The sequence below is a fragment of the Acinetobacter sp. YH12095 genome (assembly GCF_013419245.1).
Taxonomy (GTDB): Bacteria; Pseudomonadota; Gammaproteobacteria; order Pseudomonadales; family Moraxellaceae; genus Acinetobacter; species Acinetobacter towneri.
Genome location: NZ_VPAL01000001.1, coordinates 281,325 through 304,209, shown reverse-complemented (window position 1 = coordinate 304,209; position 22,885 = coordinate 281,325). Strand labels below are relative to the sequence as shown.

Below are 22,885 nucleotides of genomic sequence, written 5' to 3'. Positions count from 1 at the left end.
CCGAACATGAACGAAGATCAAAAACCCAATGATCCTGTGAATGAAGCGGCTTCATCCAGCGATACAGAAAAATCGCCTGCGCAACAGGTAGAAACAAAAACTGAAATAGAAAACAACGCGACGACTTCGACCGAGCAACAACAAGCTCCTGAAATCGCTAAAAAGAAAAAATATTTATTGCTGGCCCTGATTCCAGTTCTGCTGGCAGTCATCGCATTTGGATTATGGAAAAGCTACCAACCGGCTCCGCTTGAATTGCAGGGTCGTGTAGAAGCTGAAACAGTTCAGGTGGCGACCAAAGTGCCAAGCCGTATTGAAGAAATTTATGTAGAAGAAGGTCAGCGAGTCAAAAAAGGCGATGTGCTGGTGCGCTTAAACAGCCCGGAAATTCAGGCCAAAAAACAGCAAGCCGCAGCGGCTTTACAATCTGCGCTGGCCTTACAATCGACTGCTGAACGTGGCTCGCAAGAAGAAAATATCGCCAGCCTGTATGCCAACTGGCAATCGCTGAAAGCACAGCAAAATTTAGCCAAAGTTTCTTATGAGCGTGGTGCAAATTTATTTAAGGAAGGTGTGATTTCACGCCAGCGCCGTGATGAATTGTATGCAGCCAGTCAATCAGCGGCACAAATGACAGAAGCAGCGTATCAGCAATACGCACGTGCCAAACGTGGCAGCACCTCGCAGCAAAAGAGTTCTGCCGATGCACAAGTAGATATTGCCCAGGCTGCGCTGGATGAAGCCAATGCATTAGAGGCAGAAACCCAATTAGTAGCACCTGTAAACGGAACGGTGTCTAAAACCTATGGCAAAGTCTCGGAGCTGGTAGCCACCGCAGTCCCTGTGGTCAGCCTGATTGAAGATCAAATGTGGGTGAGCCTGAATATTCGTGAAGACCAATATGCCCCGTTTCAGAAAATGAGCAGTATTGAAGGTTATATTCCCGCCCTAGATAAAACCGCCACTTTTAAAATCAAGCAGATCAGTGCTGAAGGTGAATTTGCCACCATTAAGACCACACGCCAAACCGGCGGTTATGATGTGCGAAGTTTTAAGCTGCATCTTGTACCCACACCAGCGATTTCTGAACTGAAAGTCGGGATGAGCGTGTTATTTAAACTGAAAGAGACCCGATAATGTGGACGGGTATATGGCGCGAACTGCGCTATCTGCTCAGCGAAAAATGGGATCTGTGTCTGGTCACGCTGGCACCTGCACTGGTGATTATTTTATTCAGCAGCATGTTTGCTCAAGGGAAATCGGATCATTTACCGATTGCGATTATTGATCAAGACCAGAGTGCGCTGAGTCAAAGCATTTATCAACATGTGGCGCTGAATCATACTCTTAAAATTGCTACGGTGTCGGAACAAACAGCTGAAATTGAGCGCCTGTTAAATCAAAATAAAATTTGGGGTTATATCCATATTCCAAGCGGTGCCGAGCAACGTCTGGTTCGTGCCCAGGATGCTGACATCAGTATTGCTTTTAACCAGAGTTATTTCAGTATTGGAAATACCATTTCCTCGGCCATGCTGGTCAGTACCCTACAAGCACTCGCTGAATTTAGCGGACAGCAATATCTGGGCAACCGGCTGCCTTCTCTCGAAGCACCGTCACCGCATATTAAAATATCTCCGCTGTATAATCCGCAGCTGAATTATGAATTCTATCTGGAACCCTATGTCATTCCGGCAATTCTGCATTTACTGCTGTGTTGTTGTGTGGCATTTTCCGTCGGTCAGGAACTGAAGCGGCAGACCTTAACAAGCTGGATTAGCAACTCATCCATCTGGATGGCATTGCTGTCTAAGAACCTGATCTATGTGGCTATTTTTAGTCTATGGACCTGGATCTGGATGTTCTGGCTGATTGAAATTCGCGGCTGGTTTGTTGCCGGCTCGCTCGCTCTGATTCTATCGGCACAATTTCTGCTATATAGCGCTTATGCATTTTTAAGCAGTGCAGTGGTTCTGGCAACCAAAGATTTAAGTAAATCTTTTGGCATCATTGCGGTCTATGGTGGTTCATCTTTAAGTTTTGCCGGTGTGACTTTACCTTTAAATAATGCGCCCCTATTCACCCAGTTCTGGTCCAATATTATTCCGTTTACGCCCTATGCCAAATTACAAACTGAACAATGGGTGATTGGTAGTCCATTGCATATTTCACTGCAAGCTGGATTCATGCTGCTGATCTATGCCCTAGTTTACGCTCTGCTGGCTTATCTGTTTCTTAAAAAAATAGTTAAAGGAGCAGTCCAATGAAATCCCTCTGGTTTTACTATCTGCAAAGCTTTAAGGATATTGTCAGTCACGGCACGATCTTTACCATGCTTATTCTATCCGTCTTGTTTTACAGCTTTTTTTATCCAACCGCTTATCAGGCACAGCAGGCTGAAGCCTTACCGATTATTATTGTCGATGAAGAACAAAGTAACTTAAGCACCCGTATTATTGGTCAAGTGGCACAAAGCCCCAATGTGGAGATTGAGGCGATTACCGGCAATTTTTCCGAGGCCAAACAATGGGTGGAATCACAAAAAGCCGATGGTATTTTACTTCTGCCGGACAATTTATCGCAAAGCTTAAGGCATGGTGAAACAGGTGGCATTGGCCTGTATTTAAGTACAGCCAACTTTTTAGTAACCAAACAAATTGGTCTGGGCTTAGCCACATCAGTTGAGCAAACTTTGGCAGATTATACTGAACGCTTTGGCAAGGTCTCGGATTTTTCACCTGCCCTTTCTGTGCATCAAATTCCTTTATTTAATCCGCTGTCCGGCTATGGCAGCTATGTCTTTCCTGCGGTTGCACCTTTAATTATCCACCAAACCATTCTTTTGGGTTTGAGTATGCTGATTTTGGTATATCGGGAAAGAAAAATAGAATTAAACACAAATGCATTGATTGGGATGTGTTTAGCGGTCTTCACCATTGGTTGTCTGGGATGTTTCTATTTATTCGGCTTTAGCTTCTGGCTATTTGATTATCCGCGCGGTGGCAACCTGCTCGGGATGCTGCTGGCTGTTGCGGTTTTTATCTACACGATAATTGGCATGACCTGCTTATTTGCTAGTTTTCTGGATCTGCCGGAACGTGCGGGGCATGTCATTGTATTCACTTCTATTCCACTGTTCTTTTTATCTGGTGCGGCCTGGCCGCATGCTGCCATGCCCACCTGGATGCAAGTCGTTGGCGAAATCCTGCCCTCTACCCAAATTGTGCAGATGTTTATTCAACTCAATCAGATGGGTGTGCCTACAACACTGATCTTGCCTAAATTGCTCTATCTTGGAATGATCGGTAGCTTGTGCTTTTTTTTGGCTTATCGACGTTTAATTTCTGGTCATCAAAGCAGATAGAGCATTATAGCAATGCTCCTATTCCACTTATTTACCCGATTCGCCAAAGACTTGAATATTGAAATTACGAATCTTGTTGCTACCATTCGGCTTGTCAAAACTAACATCATACTGAACCAGATTTTCCGGATAGGCAATTTCATAGCTGACCTTATATTGCCCAAGCTGATTGGTTGCTTCTTCAATCTCTTTGGTCATTAAAGTCTTAGACTTGTATTCACCTTGAGGAATTGAACGTGAAAAGCGTTTCATCAGCTTTTCATTGTCCTTAAACTGGGTTTGCAACTGCGGCTCTAACTGATCCAAAAACTCGTCATACTTCCCATCACGCAAATCCTCATAGGCTAGCTGTGCCGCCTTTTCCTGTTCAGGACTCGGATCTGGAATATTGTCCATTGAATTACAGCCACTCAATGCAACCGCTGCTGCCAACAACATTAATTTGGTTTTCATCGCTTACCCTTATGCAGTCAACGTTTATAAAAAAGGACGCCGAAGCGCCCTTTTTATCAGTAAAAAACTTATTCTTCTACTGAATTTTCACCGTCTTTTTCCACTTGCTCAGTTTCAGCAACTGCATCCGTTTCAGCCACTAAAGATTCTGCACCTTCAATCGCTTCAACAAACTCGTCTTCTTCAACAGCTTCAATCGCTTCTACACCCACCAGTGTTTCGTTTTCACCCAAGCGGATTAAACGTACACCTTGTGCATTACGACCTGTTTGCGCCACTTCAGAAGCGCGAGTACGCACTAATGTACCGCCATCAGAAATCAGCATCAGTTCTTTGCTTTCATCAATAGCAACTGCACCGACCAATTCACCATTACGTTCAGAGGTCTTAATGGCAATCACACCTTTACCACCACGTTTTTTGGTTGGGAAGTCGTCTACAGGTGTACGCTTACCATAACCATTCGCCGAAGCACACAAAACTTCGCCTGTTTCTGGTACTACGACTAGCGATACGATACGGCTGATGAGTGCTGAATCTGAACTGTCTTCATCATCGCCATCGACTTCTACATCTTCGACATCTTCAACTTGTGCTGAACCGAAGCTGACACGCATACCACGTACGCCTTTGGCCGCACGACCCATTGAACGTACATCGGTTTCAGCAAAACGAATCGCTTTACCTTCATTGGAGAACAACATAATTTGCTGTTCGCCATCGGTAATTGCAACACCAATTAAAGTGTCTTCTTCATTCAATTCAATGGCACGTAAACCATTCGAACGTACGTTACTGAATTGTTCCAATTCAACACGTTTCACTGTACCTGATGCCGTTGCCATAAAGACATAAAAGTTTTTACGCAAGGCTTCTGCTTGTGATGCAAATTCTGCAATGATCTCATCGTCTAAATCGGTTGCAGAAAGCTCTACACCCAATTGTTTCAATTGCACACGCAATGCATCAGATAAATCATCACCATCTGCTAATTCAGCAAAGGCAGCTTCTAATTCTGCATAATGTGCAGCAATGATTGCGTTGGTTTGTATATGTGTAGCATTGGCTTTTACATAGCTACGGAAGTCTGCCAAACGCTCGGTAAATTTCTTCGGTGCATCAATGACAGGTAAAATCGCGGTGATGGTTTCATTGGCATCTAATGGCAATAAGTTCACCATTGGACGACCTTTCGCACCACGCGATGCCTGTGGCACTTCAAACACTTTCAGACGGTAAACTTTACCCACATCGGTAAAGCACAGCACCGTTGCATGGTTAGATGTCACGATTAAATGCTGCACATAATCATCTTCTTTCATCGACGTTGCAGATTTACCACGACCACCACGACGCTGCGCTGCGTAATCTGACAATGGTTGAGTTTTTGCATAACCTGTTTGTGATACTGTCAGTACCACTTGTTCTTCTGGGATTAAATCTTCACGCGAGAAATCAATGCGAGATTCTACAATTTCAGTACGACGTGCATCGCCATATTGCTGTAAAACTTGCGCCAACTCTTCACGAATCACGCCCATCAACAAATTAAAGTCATTCAAAATTGCAGTTAATTCAGCAATTTGTGCCAAAATTTCAGAATATTCTGCATGTAACTTGTCTTGTTCTAGACCTGTTAAACGATGCAAACGTAATTCTAAAATTGCGGTCACTTGCGCAGGTGATAAACGATAGACCTGACCATCTAAACCAAACGGGCGGTTAGGGTCTTCGCCTTCAATTTCATCTGGACGTACAGAAACTGAACCTGCTTTTTCCAATAACGCAACTACACCACCTGCTGCCCACTCGCCTGCCTGTAAACGCTCACGCGCTTCGGCTGGGTTGGCAGAAGATTTAATCGTTTCGATGATGGCATCAATATTGGCCAACGCAACGGTTAAGCCTTCTAAGATGTGTCCACGTTCACGCGCTTTACGCAACTCGAACATGGTACGGCGGGTCACTACTTCTTGGCGGTGACGAATAAATGCCGCAATAATATCTTTCAGGTTCATCAATTTTGGCTGACCATTGTCTAGGCAGACCATGTTGATGCTGAATGAGTTTTCTAACTGCGTATTTAAGAACAGGTTATTCACAATCACTTCAGCGTTTTCACCACGCTTCAGATCAATTGCAATACGCATCCCTTCTTTATCAGACTCATCACGTAATTCTGAAATACCTTCGAGTTTCTTCTCTTTCACCAGTTCAGCAATACGCTCAATGGTTTTGGCTTTGTTGACCTGATAAGGGATTTCAGTAAAGACGATGGTGGTACGACCAGATTTTTGATCTTCTTCAAAATGGTACTTACCACGAATATGCAAACGGCCTTTACCTGTACGGTAAGCATCAACAATGCCTGATTTACCGTAAATAATACCGCCTGTAGGGAAGTCTGGACCTGTGATATGTTCCATCAACCCTTCAATTGAAATATTTGGGTTGTCTGCATAAGCCAAACATGCATGCACCACTTCAGTCATGTTGTGCGGTGCCATATTGGTCGCCATACCTACAGCAATACCTGCAGCACCATTGACCAATAGGTTTGGAATACGAGTAGGCATCACTTGAGGAATACGCTCAGAGCCGTCGTAGTTATCTTCCCAATCGACAGTGTCCTTTTCTAAATCGGCCAACAGTTCATGAGTAAGTTTGCGCATACGGACTTCGGTATAACGCATGGCTGCGGCACTATCGCCATCAATCGAACCGAAGTTACCCTGACCATCGACCAATTGATAACGCAAACTGAAATCTTGCGCCATACGAACAATTGTTTCGTAAACTGCAAAATCACCGTGAGGGTGATATTTACCGATGACGTCACCGACTACACGGGCAGACTTTTTGTAAGCTTTGTTGTAGTCATTGCCCAATTCGTGCATTGCGAATAGCACACGACGATGCACAGGTTTTAGACCATCTCGTACATCTGGCAGCGCACGTGACACAATCACGCTCATCGCATAGTCTAAATACGAGTGCTTGAGTTCATCCTCAATGGCAATCGGTCTAATTTCCGATACGCTCATGCATACTCCTTATTCTGCAAACAAATTTTGCTTGCATTTTATATGTCGTAAAACTTGCAAATGATTAGCCTGAAATGCAGGCTAAAAATAAAAACTAGCGAAAAATTATAGCATATACGCCTGTGTTTTTGTGCTTTAGAGATGATCTTAATCTTGTTAATTTACTTAAATTTAACGGTGATTTTTTAGGCAAAAAAATATTCACACCCAAGAAACAAAAGTGCTTCATATTTTTAAGAGTCACGTCAAAATATCTTCAACATATACTTGCTCGATATGTACCCACATATACGCTAAGTTCACATAATGTACTTAAAACCAATCACTGCATCTAAATTAAAAAAGACAATAAAAAACGCCCCTATGCTATTCACATAGAGGCGTTTTTGACTGTGTTCAGTAATTAGATTTTAGATACTAACTCTGGAACAACAGTGTTCAAATCACCCACTAACCAGTAGTCTGCTACTGCATTAATTGGTGCTTCTTCGTCTTTGTTGATCGCAACGATCACTTTAGAGTCTTTCATACCTGCCAAGTGCTGAATCGCACCAGAGATACCTACAGCGATATACAAATCAGGTGCAACGATTTTACCTGTTTGACCTACTTGCATGTCGTTTGGTACGAAGCCTGCATCTACTGCTGCACGTGAAGCACCTTGTGCTGCACCAAGTTTGTCTGCTAATGGATCAAGTACTTTGTGATAGTTCTCACCAGAACCTACACCACGACCACCAGAAACTACAATACGTGCTGCAGTTAATTCTGGACGCTCTGATTTCACAATTTCTTCAGAGACGAACTTAGAAATACCAGCATCACCTGTCACAGTAGCAGCTTCAACCGCAGCCGAACCACCTTCTGCAGCCACTGGGTCAAATGCTGTACCACGTACAGTACCCACCACAATCGCCTCTGAAGATTCTACAGTTGCAATCGCGTTACCTGCATAAATTGGACGCTTGAATGTCTTTGCAGAATCTACAGCGACGATGTCTGTGATCATACTAACATCAAGAAGCGCAGCTGCACGCGGTAAAATGTTTTTACCTGTTGTTGTAGAAGCAGCAAGGATATGGCTATAACCTTTGCCTAATTCTGCAACAAGTTTTGCTACGTTTTCAGCCAATTGGTTTGCATAAGCCGCATCGTCAGCAAGTAATACTTTGCTTACGCCTGCAACTTTAGCTGCTTGGTCTGCAACTGCTTGTGCACCAGAACCCGCAACCAATACAGTGATATCACCACCGATTTTTTGAGCTGCAGCAACAACGTTTAATGTTGCACCATTTAGTGCTTTATTGTCGTGCTCAGCGATAACTAAAATACTCATGATTTTTATCCTTCTGTATTAGATCACTTTCGCTTCGTTTTTCAATTTATCTACAAGTTCGTCTACAGATTTCACTTGTACGCCCGCTTTACGCTCAGCAGGTGCTTCAACTTTTACAGTTTTCAGCTTAGAACCTGTTGCAACGCCATAATCTGCAGGAGATTTGGTGTCTAGCGGTTTTTTACGTGCTTTCATGATGTTTGGAAGTGCCGCATAACGTGGCTCATTCAAACGTAAGTCAGTGGTGATGATTGCAGGAAGTGCAAGCTCAACAGTTTGTAAACCACCGTCAATTTCACGTGTTACCTGAACTTTGTCGCCATCTACTTTTACTTCTGAAGCAAAAGTACCCTGACCTGCACCAAGTAAAGCGCCTAGCATTTGACCAACTTGGTTAGAGTCGTCATCAATAGCTTGCTTACCCAATAAAATAAGTTGTGGTTGTTCTTGTTCAACAACACCTTTTAAGATTTTAGCCACTTCAAGTGCACCAATCTCATCGGCTGTTTCAACCAAAATACCACGGTCTGCACCAAGCGCCATTGCAGAACGAATTTGTTCCTGCGCTTCTTTAGGACCAATGGATACCACTACGATTTCTGAAACAGTTCCTTTTTCTTTTAAACGAACCGCTTCTTCCACTGCGATTTCACAGAATGGGTTAATTGACATCTTAACGTTAGTTAGGTCAACTCCACTATTATCCGGCTTAACGCGAACTTTAACGTTGGCATCTACCACACGTTTTACAGCAACAAGAGCCTTCATGTAATCCTCGGCTGTTTTAGCAAAAGTAAATATTGAGAAAAGTTAATAATAACTCTTCGCTTTAAATTTTTTAGGTGTCCTATCTTGCTATGTGATCGGCATTTCGGTCAAGTCAGAATTGTCTAAACAAGGCTAAAAATGACCAAAATTAACTGAACGATGCGTTCATACTTTTTTATTTCTAAAAATTAACAAACCAAGCGACGACTATATAAGCAATTTTAAGCTTTGATTTATATTATGTTTTTTATTGATTTATAACATCAACAAGATTGATTGAAAAATAGTTTAAATACAAAGATGTCTACAAAATATGCAAAATTCCTTACATAAAAACCGTTAACTAAACTGTCATTAAAGATAGAAACTGCCCTTATTTGCTTATTTTTTCCTGATAAAAACACCCTTTTTAAATGTGACTGTTAGTTCACTTCACAACATTGAAGCTTTTATTGGATAAGAAAGAAGCAATCTTTTGTATTTTAATGAGTATCAATGCACTACAACCCCATTACCTTCATGATTTAAGGCATAAAAAAACTCAGCTTAAACTTGCTGAGTTTCTAGGAAATCACGGTGAATATGGCTTAAATCAATCAGCTCATAGGCCTGTAAATTAAAAATTTCCCAAACCGCCAAAAAGTCTTCTTTCAGGTCAATTTTACTGGCACTGTTTGGACGTTCTTGCCACTGTTGATCTGAAATCCATAAATAGCTTTGTTGAGTCTGTGGGTTGATCGCTTGCATTTTACCTTCTGCATTAATGCCCTGAACTTGGCAATGCGCTGGCAATTCTTGCTCAATCATAGGCAAGCTAATCTCTACAAAGTGTTTTACCTGACGTAAGCCATAGCCAGCAAAAATTTCTTTTTGACTCGGACTGAGCTGGTCATATTTTTCTTGAAGATTTGAAATCATGGTTTTGCCTATCATTTGATATCCAAAGTATTATGCAGTGGAACAAAAAATAATGTCATCCATGTCTATTATTCGTGTGACCCACTCTTTCTGCTTCTTTATACTGCATAACGCACTTTTTTATTATTCTACAATAGTTGCAATGACATCTTGGTGAAAGCGCTTTTACTTAAAGTATTAAGTACAGCACAAAGGCTTTACAACTGACTGTGAGAAAAATATTTGCAGTATAAAATAGCTATATTTTAACTTGCAAAAATAATGCCGACTTTAGGTAAAGCTTTACTTTTTACTCGCACGTGGATGTGCCTGATCATAAACTCGCGCTAACTGATCAAAATCGACATGGGTATAAATTTGCGTGGTGCTTAAATTGCTATGCCCAAGCATTTCTTGGACTGCACGTATATCCCCACTATTCGACAGCATGTGACTTGCAAAACAATGTCGCAATAAGTGCGGATGCAAATCGACATTAACGCCCGCACGCTGCGCCTGAAACTTCACCCGATTTTCAATTTGGCGTGCTTTTAAAGGTTCACCTTTTTGAGTAATAAACAATGCTGCATCGGGTACAAAATCGCCCTGCCATAAAGGGTAAATCTGCAGCCATTGCATCACCGCATCTTTGGCTTTGCGACCAAAAGGCACTATACGGGTTTTATTGCCTTTACCCGTAATGCGCAGCAATTGACGGTTAAAATCTAAATCGCGGATACGTAAACTTTGTACCTCTGCTAGGCGCAAACCACTCGAATAGAGCAATTCTAAAATCGCTTTATCGCGTCGCCACATTTGTTGTTGTACTTCAGTTTCAGGTTCAGGCTGATCCAAAATTTGATGAATCGTTTCAATATCAATCAAACCCGGCAAAGGTCGTGGCTGACGTTTTAGCTGAAAATTATCAATTGGATTAAATTGTAAATACTGCCCTTGCTCGGCCCATTTCATAAACTGACGAATCGCTGACAACATGCGCTGTAAACTGCTGCTATTTAACTGTTGCTGTTCTACTTTTTGCGCTAAATAATGGCGCAAATCTGCAGCCTCTACATCATATAAGGCAAGTTGTTGTTGCTCACAAAAGCTAAAAAAATCGTTTAAATCGCGTGCGTAGGCTTTTAACGTATGCGGTGACTGCTGTTGTATTTCTCGTTCTTTGAGCCACATCTTTAATAGTTGCTGCGGATCGTACATTAGTCACGCTCCGATTGCTGAACTGCGGCAAACTGAGATAAATAAGCAGCAATGTGTTCAGCCGCCTGATCTGCATGTGTTTCTAAAAACAAATGATCACCATCATGCACAATTTTTAATACGGCTTGTGGAAATTGTTGTTGTAAAAACTCACCTACCGCCAGTGGACTTATCGGGTCTTGATCACCCCATAACAACAAAATAGGCATGTTGATTTTAGCAAAGTCTACCGTGTAATCGGCCTTTGCCTCTACAAACCAGTCAGGATAATTTAAATCACTTGCTTGATAGTCTTGTCGCCAATCTTGCACCTGAAAACTGCTTAAATCCATGCCACCAGATGTTGCAACCAATACTAATCCTTTGACTTTTTCTGGATATTGCAACGCGGCAGCAACTGCAAAAATACCACCCATCGACTGTGCAATGATAATGCAATCATCTGGGATATTCGCCAACACATAAGCCTGCAAACTTGCAAAATCATGTACCTGTGAATGTGCAGGTTGATGATTAAATTCAGGATAAGCCACAATTTTTACAGCATTCTGCCACGGCAATTTTTCAATTTTTTCGATTAGCGGATGAAAAAATGCGGTATTGCCTGAAGCGCCAGGTAAAAAAATCAGTTGCGGCATAATGAGTAGAAGTTTTTAGAGTGACATTCAGTACAGCATACCTAATCCGTGCTGCAAGATACAAAAAAGCACCATTCGTTTTGAAAAGTGCTTTTAAGTAAGATAAGAGCTGTTCATGTTAGAACGAAACATCAGCCCTGAAAATAATTTAAATCCAAACGACCGTGATAGACATTAGCAGTTGGCCCTGTCATCCACACCACATCGCCTTCACGCCATTCGATTTGCAACTTACCACCTGCCAGTTCAATTTCAACTGAATTAGACAATAAGCCACGGCGCATACCCGAAACGGCTGCAGCACATGCACCTGTACCACAAGCCAAGGTTTCACCTACGCCACGTTCAAACACACGCAAACGCGCATGTTTTTCGTCAATGATTTGCATAAAACCTGCATTGACGCGCTGTGGAAAACGCTCGTGTGATTCCACTTGTGGGCCAATACCTGCAACATCGGCAGTCAATACATCAGGCACAATGGTCACAGCATGAGGATTGCCTATGTTCACCACATCAATGGTCAATGCAGCACCATCTTTCAGCGCAATGTCATATAAGTTATCAGGCTCATCGGCAATGAATGGAATCTCATGCGGCAAGAATTTTGGATAGCCCATATTCACCCGCACCCAACCGTTTTGCCCCAATTCAGGCTCTACAATGCCTGCCTTGGTTTGCACCTTGATTTTGGTTTTGGTCGTAAGCTGACGTTCATGCACAAAACGTGCAAAACAACGCACACCATTGCCGCACTGCTCCACTTCAGAACCATCGGCATTGAAAATGCGATATTTAAAATCGACATTTGGTAAATCGGGCGGTTCCACAATCAGGAGTTGGTCAAAGCCAATCCCGAAGTGGCGGTCTGCAAGGCGTTGAATAGTCAGCGCATCCAAATACGCACGCTGGCTGATGAGATCAACCACCATGAAGTCATTGCCCAGACCATGCATTTTGGTAAATTCTAATAACATCTCGAATTCCCCTTATGGCAATAAACGCTCTCTTTCCCACAGCGATTCAATGCTTTCACGTTCACGAATTAAATGTGCTTGATCTGCATCGACCATGACTTCAGCTGCACGACCACGGCTGTTGTAGTTAGAACTCATCACAAAACCGTATGCGCCCGCACCCATTACAGCTAAAACATCATTTTCTTTGATCGCAAGCTGACGTTCTTTACCCAAGAAATCACCTGTTTCACAAATTGCACCAACCACATCCCACTCTAGCGTTTCAACATCAGTACGTGGGGTTACGGGCTGAATGTCCATCCATGCTTCATATAACGCAGGACGGATTAAGTCATTCATGGCAGCGTCAATAATCGCAAAGTTACGATGATTGGTCGGTTTGAGTAAATCAACTTTTGTTAGCAGCACGCCCGCATTGGCAGAGATACTACGACCCGGTTCCATATACACTTTAAGACCTAACTTTTCTAAAGCGGGACGTAAAGCATTGGCATATTCTTCAACCGTTGGTGGAGTTTCATCTTTATAAGTCACCCCTAAACCACCGCCAATATCAATGTGTTTTAGCTGAATACCCATTTCTTTTAAGGTATCAATCATCACAATCACGCGATCTAAAGCATCGACAAACGGTTGTGTTTCGGTCAATTGTGAACCGATGTGACAGTCAATTCCAACGATATCTAAGTTTGCTAAAGAAGCCGCATATTCATAAGTGCTATATACCGAATCAGACGGAATCCCGAACTTGTTTTCTTTTAAGCCTGTAGAAATATAAGGATGGGTTTTGGCATCGACATCTGGGTTAACCCGTAATGAAATTGGTGCTTTGACATTCATGCTTGCCGCAACTTTTTGAATACGGTCTAATTCTGCATGCGATTCTACGTTAAAGCAGGCAATCCCAACTTCCAACGCTTTTTGAATATCGGCTTCAGTTTTACCTAAACCTGAAAAAACAATTTTCGATGCATCACCACCTGCTTTGAGAACACGCGCCAATTCACCGCCTGTCACAATATCAAAACCTGCACCCAACTTAGCCAATACATTCAATACCGCAAGATTCGAGTTTGACTTTACCGCAAAACAAATTTGATGATCGATAAAGTGGAAAGCACGATCCATATCTAAATAATGCTTTTCAAAAGTCGCTTTTGAATAAACATAGAGTGGTGTGCCAAATTGCTGTGCGAGTTGTTGTAGCGAACATTGCTCGGCGTGCAAAACCCCTTGAATGCGGGTAAAACTCATGAATGTATCCTTTATCTAGAAAGCGTTAAGGTGTAGTCGATGTAGATGCAGCAGGTGCAGCAAACTGCTGTTGCACAGGTACGGCTGTGTCTGACGATGTTGCCGATTGCGTTGCACGTTTAGGCGCAGCATCTGGATATAACAAATATTTTGCGCGTTTGTCGTAATTTGGGTCATTGGGTAACTGTAATGTACCTGACTGACCACAACCGACCAAAACCACTGTTGTAAGCAAAACACTCATGCAGCAAATGACGGTACGCATCTGACCACCTATAAAATATTTTCGATGAAGTATAACGCGATCACTGCCGCGACCAAAGTGCTAATGCAGAGAGATTATATTGAGCTTAGTAAAAATTCTAGCTTACTTACTATTCTGCTGGCATAGATTGACCTTATCAGGTCTGAAAAATTGCGACTTCTGACACAGATAAAGTCAATTTTATTTCAAGGCATCAATTGTCAAAATCTAAAAACTATGCAAAAAATATAACGTGCTTAAAACCAAGTTCTTTTAACAGGAAGTTTTAAAGACTGGCATATCACTTGCTTAATTTTTACAACTGTTCAACTACAGTCACAAACTAAGCATTTATACACTGCGTTTATAAGAAGAAATTTATGCAAAATTTACAATTGATGATGGAAACCCTAAGCGGTTGGGTCTGGGGTCCATACATGCTGGTTCTCATTGTGGGAACGGGCGTCTTCCTCACCTTCCGCTTATTGTTCTGGCAATTCCGCATGCTGCCACTGGCTTTTAAACAAGTCTTTTGCAAACACGACAAAGCGCAAAAAGAACCGGGCGATATTTCACATTTCGCATCACTGATGACTGCACTCTCTGCCACCATTGGTACGGGAAATATTGCAGGTGTTGCAACGGCTTGCGTCCTCGGTGGCCCGGGTGCAGTGTTTTGGATGTGGATGACTGCCCTGTTTGGTATGGCGACCAAATATGGTGAAGGTGTTTTGGCGGTTAAATACCGTATTAAAAACGAAAAAGGGCAAATGTCAGGCGGCCCAATGTACTACATTGAACGCGGACTAAAATGGAAATGGCTCGCGATTATCTTTGCCTTTTTTGGCACAGTCGCCTCGTTTGGAATTGGTAGTTCAGTACAATCCAACACCGTAGCTTTAGCAGTTGAAAATAGCTTAGGTGTAGAAACTTGGATTACTGGCGTGGTAATTACCGTATTTTCTGCATTGGTGATTTTGGGCGGAATTAGCTCGATTTCCAAAGCATCTTCGGTGATTGTTCCGATTATGGCCATTCTGTATGTTACAGGCGGTTTAATTATTATCCTGAATAATTTACACCTTGTCGTGCCTGCATTTGAGCTAATTTTCCGTGATGCCTTTACTGGTGAAGCAGTTGCGGGCGGTGCAATTGGTGCAGTAATTCGTTACGGGGTTGCACGTGGCGTATTCTCCAACGAAGCAGGGATGGGTTCTGCCCCAATTGCTGCTGCGGCTGCAAAAACCGACCACCCTGCGCGTCAAGGTTTAGTGTCTATGACAGGTACCTTCATTGATACCATTATTGTCTGTAGCATCACGGGGATTGTTTTGGTAATGGGCTTCATTATGGCAGGTAATAGCTTTGGTGGTGCAACAGGTGCTGTACTCACCACACAGGTTTTTGACCAGTTATTGCCAGGCTTTGGTGGTTGGGTCGTCACTTTCGGGATCATCTTCTTCGCCTATTCCACCATTCTCGGTTGGAGCTATTATGGTGAAAAATGCTGTACTTATTTATTCGGCGAAAAATACGTGTTGATTTACCGCTTAATTTATATTGCTTCAGTGTTCATTGGCACCATCGCCACCCTAGATTTAGTCTGGTTATTTGCCGATACCTTTAATGGTTTAATGGCTGTACCAAACTTAATTGCCTTGTTGTTACTGTCTGGTGTGATTGCCAAAGAATCTAAAGACTTTATTGCGAAGCGCAAATCTGGCGAGTTGTATTAAATAAGCCCAATTCATTGAATTATTCCGTTCAAATCATAAATCATACAATCACCCACGTGGTTGTATGATTTTCCATGAAAAATCCAGATAACATTCATTTCGCGAACATTCCTCTGTATGCTGTAGTCAGTTTTTAATTGATGCAATGACTGGGTTATGGCAAAAGTAAAAAGTGTCTATCGCTGTGAACAATGTGGTGCAGATCATCCTAAATGGGCAGGTCAATGTTCAGAATGTGGGGAATGGAACTCACTTCATGAGGTCAGTATTGCCCCTGCGGTGACGCATCGTGCCCAACCTAAAATGGGCGGTGGCTATGCAGGACAAGCGGCCGCCATTACCACGCTTAATAAAGTGTCTGTATCGCACGAAACCCGTTTAACAACAGGCATTGGGGAATTTGACCGTGTTTTGGGTGGCGGTTTGGTTACGGGCTCTGTGGTACTGATTGGTGGAGATCCTGGTATCGGGAAATCGACCATTTTGCTACAAACTGCGACTCACATGGCGGCTGCCAATAACACCGCTTTATATATCACAGGTGAGGAATCTCTTTCGCAAGTGGCGTTACGCGCTCAACGCTTAGACTTACCCACCGATCAACTGAAAGTCATGGCAGAAACCTGTGTCGAACGGATTTGTGAAGTTTTGGCGCATGAACGCCCTGCGGTAGCCATTCTGGACTCGATTCAAACTTTATATACCGAAACGTTGCAGTCTGCTCCAGGTGGTGTTTCACAAATTCGTGAATCAGCTGCCTTGCTGACTCGTTTTGCTAAAAATAGTGGCACTGCGCTGTTTATTGTCGGTCATGTGACCAAAGAAGGGGCTTTAGCGGGGCCGCGCGTCCTTGAACACATGGTCGATTGCGTCTTGTATTTTGAAGGACAGTCAGACTCACGCTACCGTATGATTCGAGCAGTCAAAAACCGTTTCGGTGCAGTGAATGAACTGGGCGTTTTTGGCATGACCGATAAAGGCTTACGCGAGGTTGCCAATCCATCTGCGATATTTTTGAGCCGTTATGATGAGGCAATTCCAGGTTCTATTGTCATGATTAGCCGCGAAGGAACGCGACCACTTTTAGTTGAAGTACAAGCTTTGGTGGATGATGCACATGGTCAGCCTAGACGTGTGGCTTTAGGTCTGGAACAAAACCGTCTGAATATGCTATTGGCGGTGATGCATCGGCATGGCGGCGTACAAACTTCAGGGCAAGATGTGTATGTGAATGTGGTCGGCGGCTTAAAAATTACCGAAACAGGTTCAGACCTTGCTGTACTACTTGCCTGTGCTTCTAGCTTGCGTGGCAAAGCCCTGCCACAACAATTGGCAGTATTTGGTGAGGTCGGTTTATCGGGTGAAATCCGCCCAGTACCAAATGGTCAGGAACGCTTAAAAGAAGCTATTAAACACGGATTTAAATATATTATTGTGCCGCGTGGCAATGCCCCACAAAAAGCCATTGCAGGTGTGCAAATTATTGCGGTGGCGCGTTTGCATGAAGCCTTAACTGAAGCCATGAATTTAAGTGAAAACTTAGGTTAAATCCTTGGATGATATTTTTTCAGTTTCAAGAAAAAATATCATATTTATATTGAAATTCGCAGCAAATGCCTGCATAAATACACAGCTTAACTTTATTTTAATATAGGAAAATTTGATGGAAGTTCGACAGCGTGGTTTGATCGCAGCAATGCTCACAGCGACTTTATTGGTAGCTCCGTTAGCAGCAGAAGCAAAACGTGCAGGTGGCGGTAAAAGCCATGGCATGAGTCGTTCGGCTGCTCCAACTCAGTCTTACCAACAACCTCGTCAAACAACGCCAGCACAACAACCAACAACTGCACCAGCACAGCAAAAATCTGGTCCAGGCGTAGGTGGTATGGTTGCTGCAGGTGTTGCAGGTGCGGCAATTGGTGCGGTTGCTGCCAATGCCTTGGCCGATGATCAAGCTGCAAGTGCTGCCGAAGCGCAAGAGGAAAAAGGCGGTATTCCAAGCTGGATTTGGATTTTACTCGCTGCTGCTGTTGCCTTCTTCATTTTCCGTAAGATGGGCGCAAAAAAAAAACTAACGCCTAATCCGTATGCGCCAAATAGCGGTGCCAATCAGGCACCGTTTGCGCAAACACCACCTGCTGCAGCGCCACGTAACGACAATACCAATATTTTTGGTCAATCTGTTGGGGGGGCTGCCGCTTCTACCCAAGCGCCTTTTGGTCAAGCTGCCAATAATAACGCGCCATTTGGTGCAGCTTATACCAACAGTGGCAATCAATTGCCTGATGGTTCAGAGCCTGCAACCTTTTTACGTGTAGCGCGTCAGCGTTTTAACCATATTCAGTCTATGAACACAGCCAGTAATATCGCAGAAATTCAGCGTTATTTAACTCCTGATTTATATCAGTCGATGTATCAGGACATTATGGCAAACCAAGACCAAGATGTAGCAGAGTTTTCTAACTTGAATGCCATGGTGGTCGATTCTGCAACTGAAAATGGTCAATATGTCATAAGTGTACGCTTTACAGGTACAGTCAGCGAAGACCTGAACAGCTTACCGCAACCATTTACAGAAATTTGGCACTTTGTAAAACCTGCAGGCTCTAATCAAGACTGGTTAGTGGCAGGTATTCAGCAAGAGCAATAATTTCAATGGATCTAGAAAAACAGCGACTTCGGTTGCTGTTTTTTATGCCTTTCTTTATCTAAGTTGAGACCCATCATGTTTAAACAGCACGTTTAAATCTTCTAAGACATCAACACCGAATACATCCACACTTGCCACACAAAACCAAACCCTCGATTGATTAGATCTATCAAAAAGTATCATCATTCATCAATACAGTTTATTTAGCCCACCTTCTCTTTGTATCTACCCAGAGATAAATCAAATCACGTTATCCGTATCACTTTGGTTATTTCCAGTCGATCTTCATTTACTTAGCCAACAAAAAAGCCCTGCAAACGGGCAAGGCTAAATTGTTACTGTTAAATCTATTATTCAGGCAATGGAATAAATTGCTTATCGGTATTTTGAACTTTGCGCTCACCGACTGCGACTTCCAAATCTAAGGCTTCTTCACCACGTTCAACTGAAACAGTCACCGTCGTATGCGGTGCTTGTGCAGCAACATAATTAATTAAATGCGAGGTTGAAGTAATCGCTTCATCATTCACTTTTAAAATTTTGTCACCACGTTTTAAACCTGCTTCTGCTGCAGGGCCACCGCGCAGTACATCAGCAACCACTACACCGCCTTGTGCAGGTTCTAAAATGTTGTCTTGTTGCACAGGCAACAAACTAATACCTAACCAACCACGAACCACACGTCCATCTTTTAAAATCGAGTTTAAAACCTGCTGACAGACTTGTGCAGGAATTGCAAAGCCGATGCCCAATGAACCACCTGATTGCGAGAAAATTGCCGTATTTACCCCAATCAAATTCCCTGCCACATCAATCAATGCACCACCTGAGTTACCTGGATTAATTGCTGCATCGGTTTGAATGAAATCTTCATAGGTATTAATACCCAAGTCAGAACGTCCTGTCGCAGAAATAATCCCTTGAGTCACGGTTTGTCCCACACCAAATGGGTTACCAATCGCAAGAACTACATCGCCAACTTCATTACCACTGAGTTTAAATGGCAAGACTGGCAATTTTTCTAACTCAATTTTAATTACCGCCAAGTCCGTATCTGGGTCAGTTCCAACAACTTTTGCAACCGCACGGCGTCCATCGTGCAAAGCCACGACAATTTGTTCAGCCTGCGCGATCACATGATTATTCGTTAAAATATAACCATCTGGACGAACAATGACCCCAGACCCCAAACTGTTTTCATTTGGGCCTTGCTTAAATTGATCGGGTAACTGATTGCCAAAAAATTCACGAAATGCAGGGTCATTTAACAATGGATGATCCATTTGTTTCACTTTTTGTGTGGTAAAAATATTTACCACCGCAGGCGCTGCCACTTTAACCGCAGCGCTATACGACACCACCCCACCTGTCCGTGTTGTATCAATTAATGGTTCAACTTTCTCGGCAGGCATTTTGACCCCATCGGCAGCCACAGGCGCTTTCGGTTTTTGCAGTTGTTGCCAAGTCACAAAGCCAATAATAACCAGAATGAGTAACACCCAAGGTAACCAGGTAAAGGTCCGGCGCACGTTTTGTACCTCTAAGTAAATTTTTTTTGATGATTAAGTCATTGAATGAGCTATTGTAAAACGAAACACAAATAGAAACATAAAAAAGCCCAAGAGTTTTGTCTTGCTTTAGTTACAATACAAAATATGTTTTGATATTGGCTAAATATGAGCAATTTGAGAAAGTTATGGCGCAGCTAAAAGAAATTATTCAATGGTGTGATCAAACTTTAAATACACATGAATTTAAAGATTACGCGCCCAACGGTTTACAAATTGAAGGTAAGTCTGAAGTTCAAAAAATTTTATGTGCAGTGACTGCCTCTCAAGAGGCTATTGATGCTGCTATTGCCCAAAATGCAGACTTACTGTTGGTACATCATGGCTATTTTTGGAAAGGCGAACCTTACCCAATTACAGGCATGCGCGGTAAACGCATCAAAAGTTTAATCCAGCATGATATTTCTTTGGTGGGTTATCACTTACCGCTCGATTCACACCCAAGTCTAGGCAATAATGCTGCCATTGCTGAATGTTTGGCATTAGAAAATTTGCAAGCCCTAGACCCGAGTGAACGTCATCCTATTGGTAATATTGGTTTTTTAAAGCAAGCCATGAGCGCAACCGAATTTCGTGACTATCTCACAGCGCGTTTAGGCTTTAAAACCATTCATCTTCCTGCCGAAAAAAGTCAGATTCAAAAAGTAGGGTTCTGCACGGGTGCAGCACAAGATTTTATTGGCAAAGCGGCAGAACAAGGTTGTGATGCCTTTATTTCGGGCGAAGTCAGTGAACGCACCTATTATGAAGCCAAAGAACTAGGCGTGCATTATTATGCCTGCGGACATCACGCGACTGAGCTCTATGGTGTACAACGACTCGCAAAAGCTATTTCAGAACAGTTTAATATTGAGTATAGTTATTTTGAATTAAATAACCCAATTTAATACACCGTTTCACCCAACGATTTCACTCAAATGACATCTGTGTTTAACATAGTCTTTAGATGTATACATTCGAGTCTTATTCTGTATGGTTATTTATACCTAATGCGCAATTTGATCTCGAAATCTATTACAATAGAGCCACTTAATGTTAAAACCCAGCAAAATGCAAGGAATTGAAAACATGACAACCATTACTTTACCGGCTTTACCATACGGTTACGAAGATCTTGCTCCACACATCAGCAAAGAAACTTTAGAATTCCACCACGACAAACACCACAACACTTATGTTGTGAACCTGAACAACTTGATCGCGGGTACGGAGCTTGAAGGTAAAACTTTAGACGAAATCATCAAAGCAACTGCAGGCGATGCAGCTAAAGCTGGTGTATTCAACAACGCAGCGCAAGTTTGGAACCACACGTTCTACTGGAACTGTATGGCGAAAAACGGTGGTGGTAAAGCTACTGGTGCTTTGGCTGCTAAAATTGATGAAGCTTTCGGTTCTTACGAAAAATTTGCTGAAGAATTTGCTGCTGCTGCAACAACTCAATTCGGTTCAGGTTGGGCTTGGTTAGTAGCTGACGAAGTGAATGGCAAACTTTCTATTATGAAAACTTCAAATGCTGACACACCAATGGCGCACGGCAAAGTTGCAGTATTGACGATTGACGTTTGGGAACACGCTTACTACATCGACTTCCGTAATGCACGTCCTGTTTACATCAAAACTTTCTTAGAAAGCCTTGTAAACTGGGATTACGCAAATGCGAAATACGCAGGTCAAGATGCTGGTGTAGAAAAATAATTTCTATTTTTCTGTAGAAAAACTGCTCTTTATGGGCAGTTTTTTTATTTTTGCAGATGAAATGAATATTTATAAAGCAAACAATACATTTCTGATGATGAACGTGTTGACGACTTAAACTTTCATCCCTAAAATGCCCCACAGATTCTCCAATAGCTCAGTCGGTAGAGCGACGGACTGTTAATCCGCAGGTCCCTGGTTCGAGCCCAGGTTGGAGAGCCAATCTATTCTCCCATAGCTCAGTCGGTAGAGCGACGGACTGTTAATCCGCAGGTCCCTGGTTCGAGCCCAGGTGGGAGAGCCAAGATTCTAAAAATCCCACGCAGTATGACGTGGGATTTTTTTTTGCAATTTTTATTGTTTTTATAGTGGATATGATGTTCTAAACGAATGGAACAGGCCTCACTCTCCCCTTAAATCAAAATTAAAACCATACAGTGAAGATCGGGCTATCCCCTCTTGTGATGACTCTATTTTTTCGCTAACTTAGGTTCATCAACAACAATAAAACTTGAAAGCCCATGCAAGCGCCTTGGTTAAAATCCCTGATTTTTTGGACAATTCTGATTGTGGTGATTTTTGCAATTTTTCAATGTACGCAAAAATCTGAAAGCAATAAAACTGCTGCGACACTCATGTATGAACGTCTGTATCAATGCAGTCGTGATCTGAACGCACAACAACAAGCCACCTTAAAACAAATTCAAAGCCAAGTGAAAACAGAAATGACTCAGCAAGAGATGCTGCAATTAATTAACTTATGTCGTAAAACCAACCCACCACAGACACGCGAAGATTATATAAAAGCCATTCAAGCACTCTAAAAACTGCATTGAAACAAAGCTAGATGATTATTTTTAAAGCAGTTAATCTATAATTACGGTTTTTTTTCAATTCCAGCTTGACCAAAAACAGATACCCACATAGAATGCGTGTCAGATTCTCCCATAGCTCAGTCGGTAGAGCGACGGACTGTTAATCCGCAGGTCCCTGGTTCGAGCCCAGGTGGGAGAGCCAAAATTCTTAAAAAACCCACGCAT

General features: G+C 42.6%; 20 protein-coding genes and 3 tRNA genes. 12 read left to right on the top strand and 11 right to left on the bottom strand.

The features are described from left to right. Window positions 1-6: 6 nt before the first annotated feature. From FTU35_RS01490 to FTU35_RS01480, 3 genes are read left to right on the top strand one after another with little or no spacing between them, the layout of a single operon-like run. Window positions 7-1,137 (top strand): HlyD family secretion protein, encoded by a 1,131-nt coding sequence (locus FTU35_RS01490; protein WP_180064437.1) that lies wholly within the window; start codon window positions 7-9, stop codon window positions 1,135-1,137. Further along, window positions 1,137-2,267, top strand: a complete 1,131-nt coding sequence (locus FTU35_RS01485; RefSeq protein WP_004971855.1) for an ABC transporter permease — start codon at window positions 1,137-1,139, stop codon at window positions 2,265-2,267. The genes FTU35_RS01490 and FTU35_RS01485 overlap by 1 nt, the downstream gene beginning before the upstream one ends. Further along, entirely contained in the window at window positions 2,264-3,364 is a 1,101-nt protein-coding gene (locus tag FTU35_RS01480; protein WP_180064436.1) for an ABC transporter permease, read from the top strand. The genes FTU35_RS01485 and FTU35_RS01480 overlap by 4 nt, the downstream gene beginning before the upstream one ends. Window positions 3,365-3,391: 27 nt before the next feature. On the opposite strand, the gene FTU35_RS01475 is transcribed toward FTU35_RS01480, so the two are convergent. The 10 genes from FTU35_RS01475 to FTU35_RS01430 all read right to left on the bottom strand — a co-directional run bounded on the left by FTU35_RS01475 (window position 3,392) and on the right by FTU35_RS01430 (window position 14,217). Beyond that, window positions 3,392-3,817 (bottom strand): DUF3887 domain-containing protein, encoded by a 426-nt coding sequence (locus tag FTU35_RS01475; protein ID WP_096901142.1) that lies wholly within the window; start codon window positions 3,815-3,817, stop codon window positions 3,392-3,394. Between the two features lie 68 nt (window positions 3,818-3,885). Further along, window positions 3,886-6,861, bottom strand: coding sequence for a DNA gyrase subunit A (gene gyrA / locus FTU35_RS01470; protein WP_154320915.1), 2,976 nt, complete (start codon window positions 6,859-6,861; stop codon window positions 3,886-3,888). Between the two features lie 403 nt (window positions 6,862-7,264). Next, window positions 7,265-8,197 (bottom strand): electron transfer flavoprotein subunit alpha/FixB family protein, encoded by a 933-nt coding sequence (locus tag FTU35_RS01465; protein WP_004971866.1) that lies wholly within the window; start codon window positions 8,195-8,197, stop codon window positions 7,265-7,267. 18 nt (window positions 8,198-8,215) lie between these two features. Beyond that, the gene (locus FTU35_RS01460) at window positions 8,216-8,965 is read right to left on the bottom strand and encodes an electron transfer flavoprotein subunit beta/FixA family protein (protein ID WP_004971869.1); all 750 of its coding nucleotides are present in this window, start codon (window positions 8,963-8,965) and stop codon (window positions 8,216-8,218) included. A gap of 546 nt (window positions 8,966-9,511) precedes the next feature. Beyond that, the gene (locus FTU35_RS01455) at window positions 9,512-9,883 is read right to left on the bottom strand and encodes a hypothetical protein (RefSeq protein WP_168460177.1); all 372 of its coding nucleotides are present in this window, start codon (window positions 9,881-9,883) and stop codon (window positions 9,512-9,514) included. Window positions 9,884-10,165: 282 nt separating this feature from the next. Continuing rightward, a complete protein-coding gene (gene xerA / locus FTU35_RS01450) occupies window positions 10,166-11,080 on the bottom strand; it encodes a site-specific tyrosine recombinase/integron integrase (RefSeq protein ID WP_004971874.1) in 915 nt (304 codons plus the stop codon). Continuing rightward, entirely contained in the window at window positions 11,080-11,718 is a 639-nt protein-coding gene (locus tag FTU35_RS01445) for an alpha/beta fold hydrolase (RefSeq protein WP_096900946.1), read from the bottom strand. Before FTU35_RS01445 ends, xerA begins: the two co-directional genes overlap by 1 nt. Window positions 11,719-11,849: 131 nt before the next feature. Beyond that, window positions 11,850-12,695 carry a diaminopimelate epimerase gene (gene dapF / locus FTU35_RS01440; protein ID WP_004971880.1) on the bottom strand — a complete coding sequence of 282 codons (846 nt, stop codon included), beginning with the start codon at window positions 12,693-12,695 and terminating at the stop codon, window positions 11,850-11,852. 12 nt (window positions 12,696-12,707) lie between these two features. Continuing rightward, on the bottom strand, window positions 12,708-13,952 hold the full coding sequence (lysA, locus tag FTU35_RS01435; protein ID WP_004971882.1) for a diaminopimelate decarboxylase: 1,245 nt from the start codon (window positions 13,950-13,952) through the stop codon (window positions 12,708-12,710). Window positions 13,953-13,977: 25 nt separating this feature from the next. Further along, window positions 13,978-14,217 (bottom strand): lipoprotein, encoded by a 240-nt coding sequence (locus tag FTU35_RS01430; RefSeq protein ID WP_004971884.1) that lies wholly within the window; start codon window positions 14,215-14,217, stop codon window positions 13,978-13,980. Window positions 14,218-14,576: 359 nt separating this feature from the next. On the opposite strand from FTU35_RS01430, the gene FTU35_RS01425 reads away from it, so the two are divergent. The 3 genes from FTU35_RS01425 to FTU35_RS01415 all read left to right on the top strand — a co-directional run bounded on the left by FTU35_RS01425 (window position 14,577) and on the right by FTU35_RS01415 (window position 18,582). Next, window positions 14,577-15,932 carry a sodium:alanine symporter family protein gene (locus FTU35_RS01425; protein ID WP_179993870.1) on the top strand — a complete coding sequence of 452 codons (1,356 nt, stop codon included), beginning with the start codon at window positions 14,577-14,579 and terminating at the stop codon, window positions 15,930-15,932. A 156-nt stretch (window positions 15,933-16,088) separates the two neighbouring features. Further along, window positions 16,089-17,480 (top strand): DNA repair protein RadA, encoded by a 1,392-nt coding sequence (gene radA / locus FTU35_RS01420; protein WP_104853204.1) that lies wholly within the window; start codon window positions 16,089-16,091, stop codon window positions 17,478-17,480. Between the two features lie 115 nt (window positions 17,481-17,595). After that, window positions 17,596-18,582, top strand: a complete 987-nt coding sequence (locus FTU35_RS01415; protein ID WP_179988952.1) for a Tim44 domain-containing protein — start codon at window positions 17,596-17,598, stop codon at window positions 18,580-18,582. 350 nt (window positions 18,583-18,932) lie between these two features. Here the strand turns inward: FTU35_RS01415 and FTU35_RS01410 are convergent, their stop codons facing one another. Then, window positions 18,933-20,111 (bottom strand): trypsin-like peptidase domain-containing protein, encoded by a 1,179-nt coding sequence (locus FTU35_RS01410; protein WP_179991123.1) that lies wholly within the window; start codon window positions 20,109-20,111, stop codon window positions 18,933-18,935. Window positions 20,112-20,278: 167 nt separating this feature from the next. Here FTU35_RS01410 and FTU35_RS01405 point away from each other — a divergent pair, with 167 nt between their 5' ends. The 6 genes from FTU35_RS01405 (at window position 20,279) to FTU35_RS01380 (ending at window position 22,862) form a co-directional block, all read left to right on the top strand. Continuing rightward, entirely contained in the window at window positions 20,279-21,037 is a 759-nt protein-coding gene (locus FTU35_RS01405) for a Nif3-like dinuclear metal center hexameric protein (protein WP_180064435.1), read from the top strand. A gap of 181 nt (window positions 21,038-21,218) precedes the next feature. After that, window positions 21,219-21,845: a superoxide dismutase gene (locus tag FTU35_RS01400; protein ID WP_026438302.1), complete on the top strand. Its 627-nt coding sequence runs from the start codon at window positions 21,219-21,221 to the stop codon at window positions 21,843-21,845. 146 nt (window positions 21,846-21,991) lie between these two features. Continuing rightward, window positions 21,992-22,067 (top strand) — tRNA-Asn (locus tag FTU35_RS01395). Window positions 22,068-22,073: 6 nt separating this feature from the next. Further along, window positions 22,074-22,149 (top strand) — tRNA-Asn (locus FTU35_RS01390). Between the two features lie 217 nt (window positions 22,150-22,366). Continuing rightward, window positions 22,367-22,669: a hypothetical protein gene (locus FTU35_RS01385; protein ID WP_004971899.1), complete on the top strand. Its 303-nt coding sequence runs from the start codon at window positions 22,367-22,369 to the stop codon at window positions 22,667-22,669. Window positions 22,670-22,786: 117 nt separating this feature from the next. Beyond that, window positions 22,787-22,862: transfer RNA gene (locus FTU35_RS01380), tRNA-Asn, on the top strand. Window positions 22,863-22,885 lie beyond the last annotated feature (23 nt).

Bases quoted from the DNA above. Each gene is read 5' to 3' on its own strand.
- FTU35_RS01490 (WP_180064437.1), top strand. From the start codon at position 7: ATGAACGAAGATCAAAAACCCAATGATCCTGTGAATGAAGCGGCTTCA.
- FTU35_RS01425 (WP_179993870.1), top strand. From the start codon at position 14,577: ATGCAAAATTTACAATTGATGATGGAAACCCTAAGCGGTTGGGTCTGG.
- FTU35_RS01445 (WP_096900946.1), bottom strand. From the start codon at position 11,718: ATGCCGCAACTGATTTTTTTACCTGGCGCTTCAGGCAATACCGCATTT.
- FTU35_RS01480 (WP_180064436.1), top strand. From the start codon at position 2,264: ATGAAATCCCTCTGGTTTTACTATCTGCAAAGCTTTAAGGATATTGTC.
- FTU35_RS01400 (WP_026438302.1), top strand. From the start codon at position 21,219: ATGACAACCATTACTTTACCGGCTTTACCATACGGTTACGAAGATCTT.
- FTU35_RS01405 (WP_180064435.1), top strand. From the start codon at position 20,279: ATGGCGCAGCTAAAAGAAATTATTCAATGGTGTGATCAAACTTTAAAT.
- FTU35_RS01485 (WP_004971855.1), top strand. From the start codon at position 1,137: ATGTGGACGGGTATATGGCGCGAACTGCGCTATCTGCTCAGCGAAAAA.
- FTU35_RS01385 (WP_004971899.1), top strand. From the start codon at position 22,367: ATGCAAGCGCCTTGGTTAAAATCCCTGATTTTTTGGACAATTCTGATT.
- radA (WP_104853204.1), top strand. From the start codon at position 16,089: ATGGCAAAAGTAAAAAGTGTCTATCGCTGTGAACAATGTGGTGCAGAT.
- gyrA (WP_154320915.1), bottom strand. From the start codon at position 6,861: ATGAGCGTATCGGAAATTAGACCGATTGCCATTGAGGATGAACTCAAG.
- xerA (WP_004971874.1), bottom strand. From the start codon at position 11,080: ATGTACGATCCGCAGCAACTATTAAAGATGTGGCTCAAAGAACGAGAA.
- lysA (WP_004971882.1), bottom strand. From the start codon at position 13,952: ATGAGTTTTACCCGCATTCAAGGGGTTTTGCACGCCGAGCAATGTTCG.
- FTU35_RS01415 (WP_179988952.1), top strand. From the start codon at position 17,596: ATGGAAGTTCGACAGCGTGGTTTGATCGCAGCAATGCTCACAGCGACT.
- FTU35_RS01465 (WP_004971866.1), bottom strand. From the start codon at position 8,197: ATGAGTATTTTAGTTATCGCTGAGCACGACAATAAAGCACTAAATGGT.
- FTU35_RS01460 (WP_004971869.1), bottom strand. From the start codon at position 8,965: ATGAAGGCTCTTGTTGCTGTAAAACGTGTGGTAGATGCCAACGTTAAA.
- FTU35_RS01430 (WP_004971884.1), bottom strand. From the start codon at position 14,217: ATGCGTACCGTCATTTGCTGCATGAGTGTTTTGCTTACAACAGTGGTT.
- FTU35_RS01455 (WP_168460177.1), bottom strand. From the start codon at position 9,883: ATGATTTCAAATCTTCAAGAAAAATATGACCAGCTCAGTCCGAGTCAA.
- FTU35_RS01475 (WP_096901142.1), bottom strand. From the start codon at position 3,817: ATGAAAACCAAATTAATGTTGTTGGCAGCAGCGGTTGCATTGAGTGGC.
- dapF (WP_004971880.1), bottom strand. From the start codon at position 12,695: ATGTTATTAGAATTTACCAAAATGCATGGTCTGGGCAATGACTTCATG.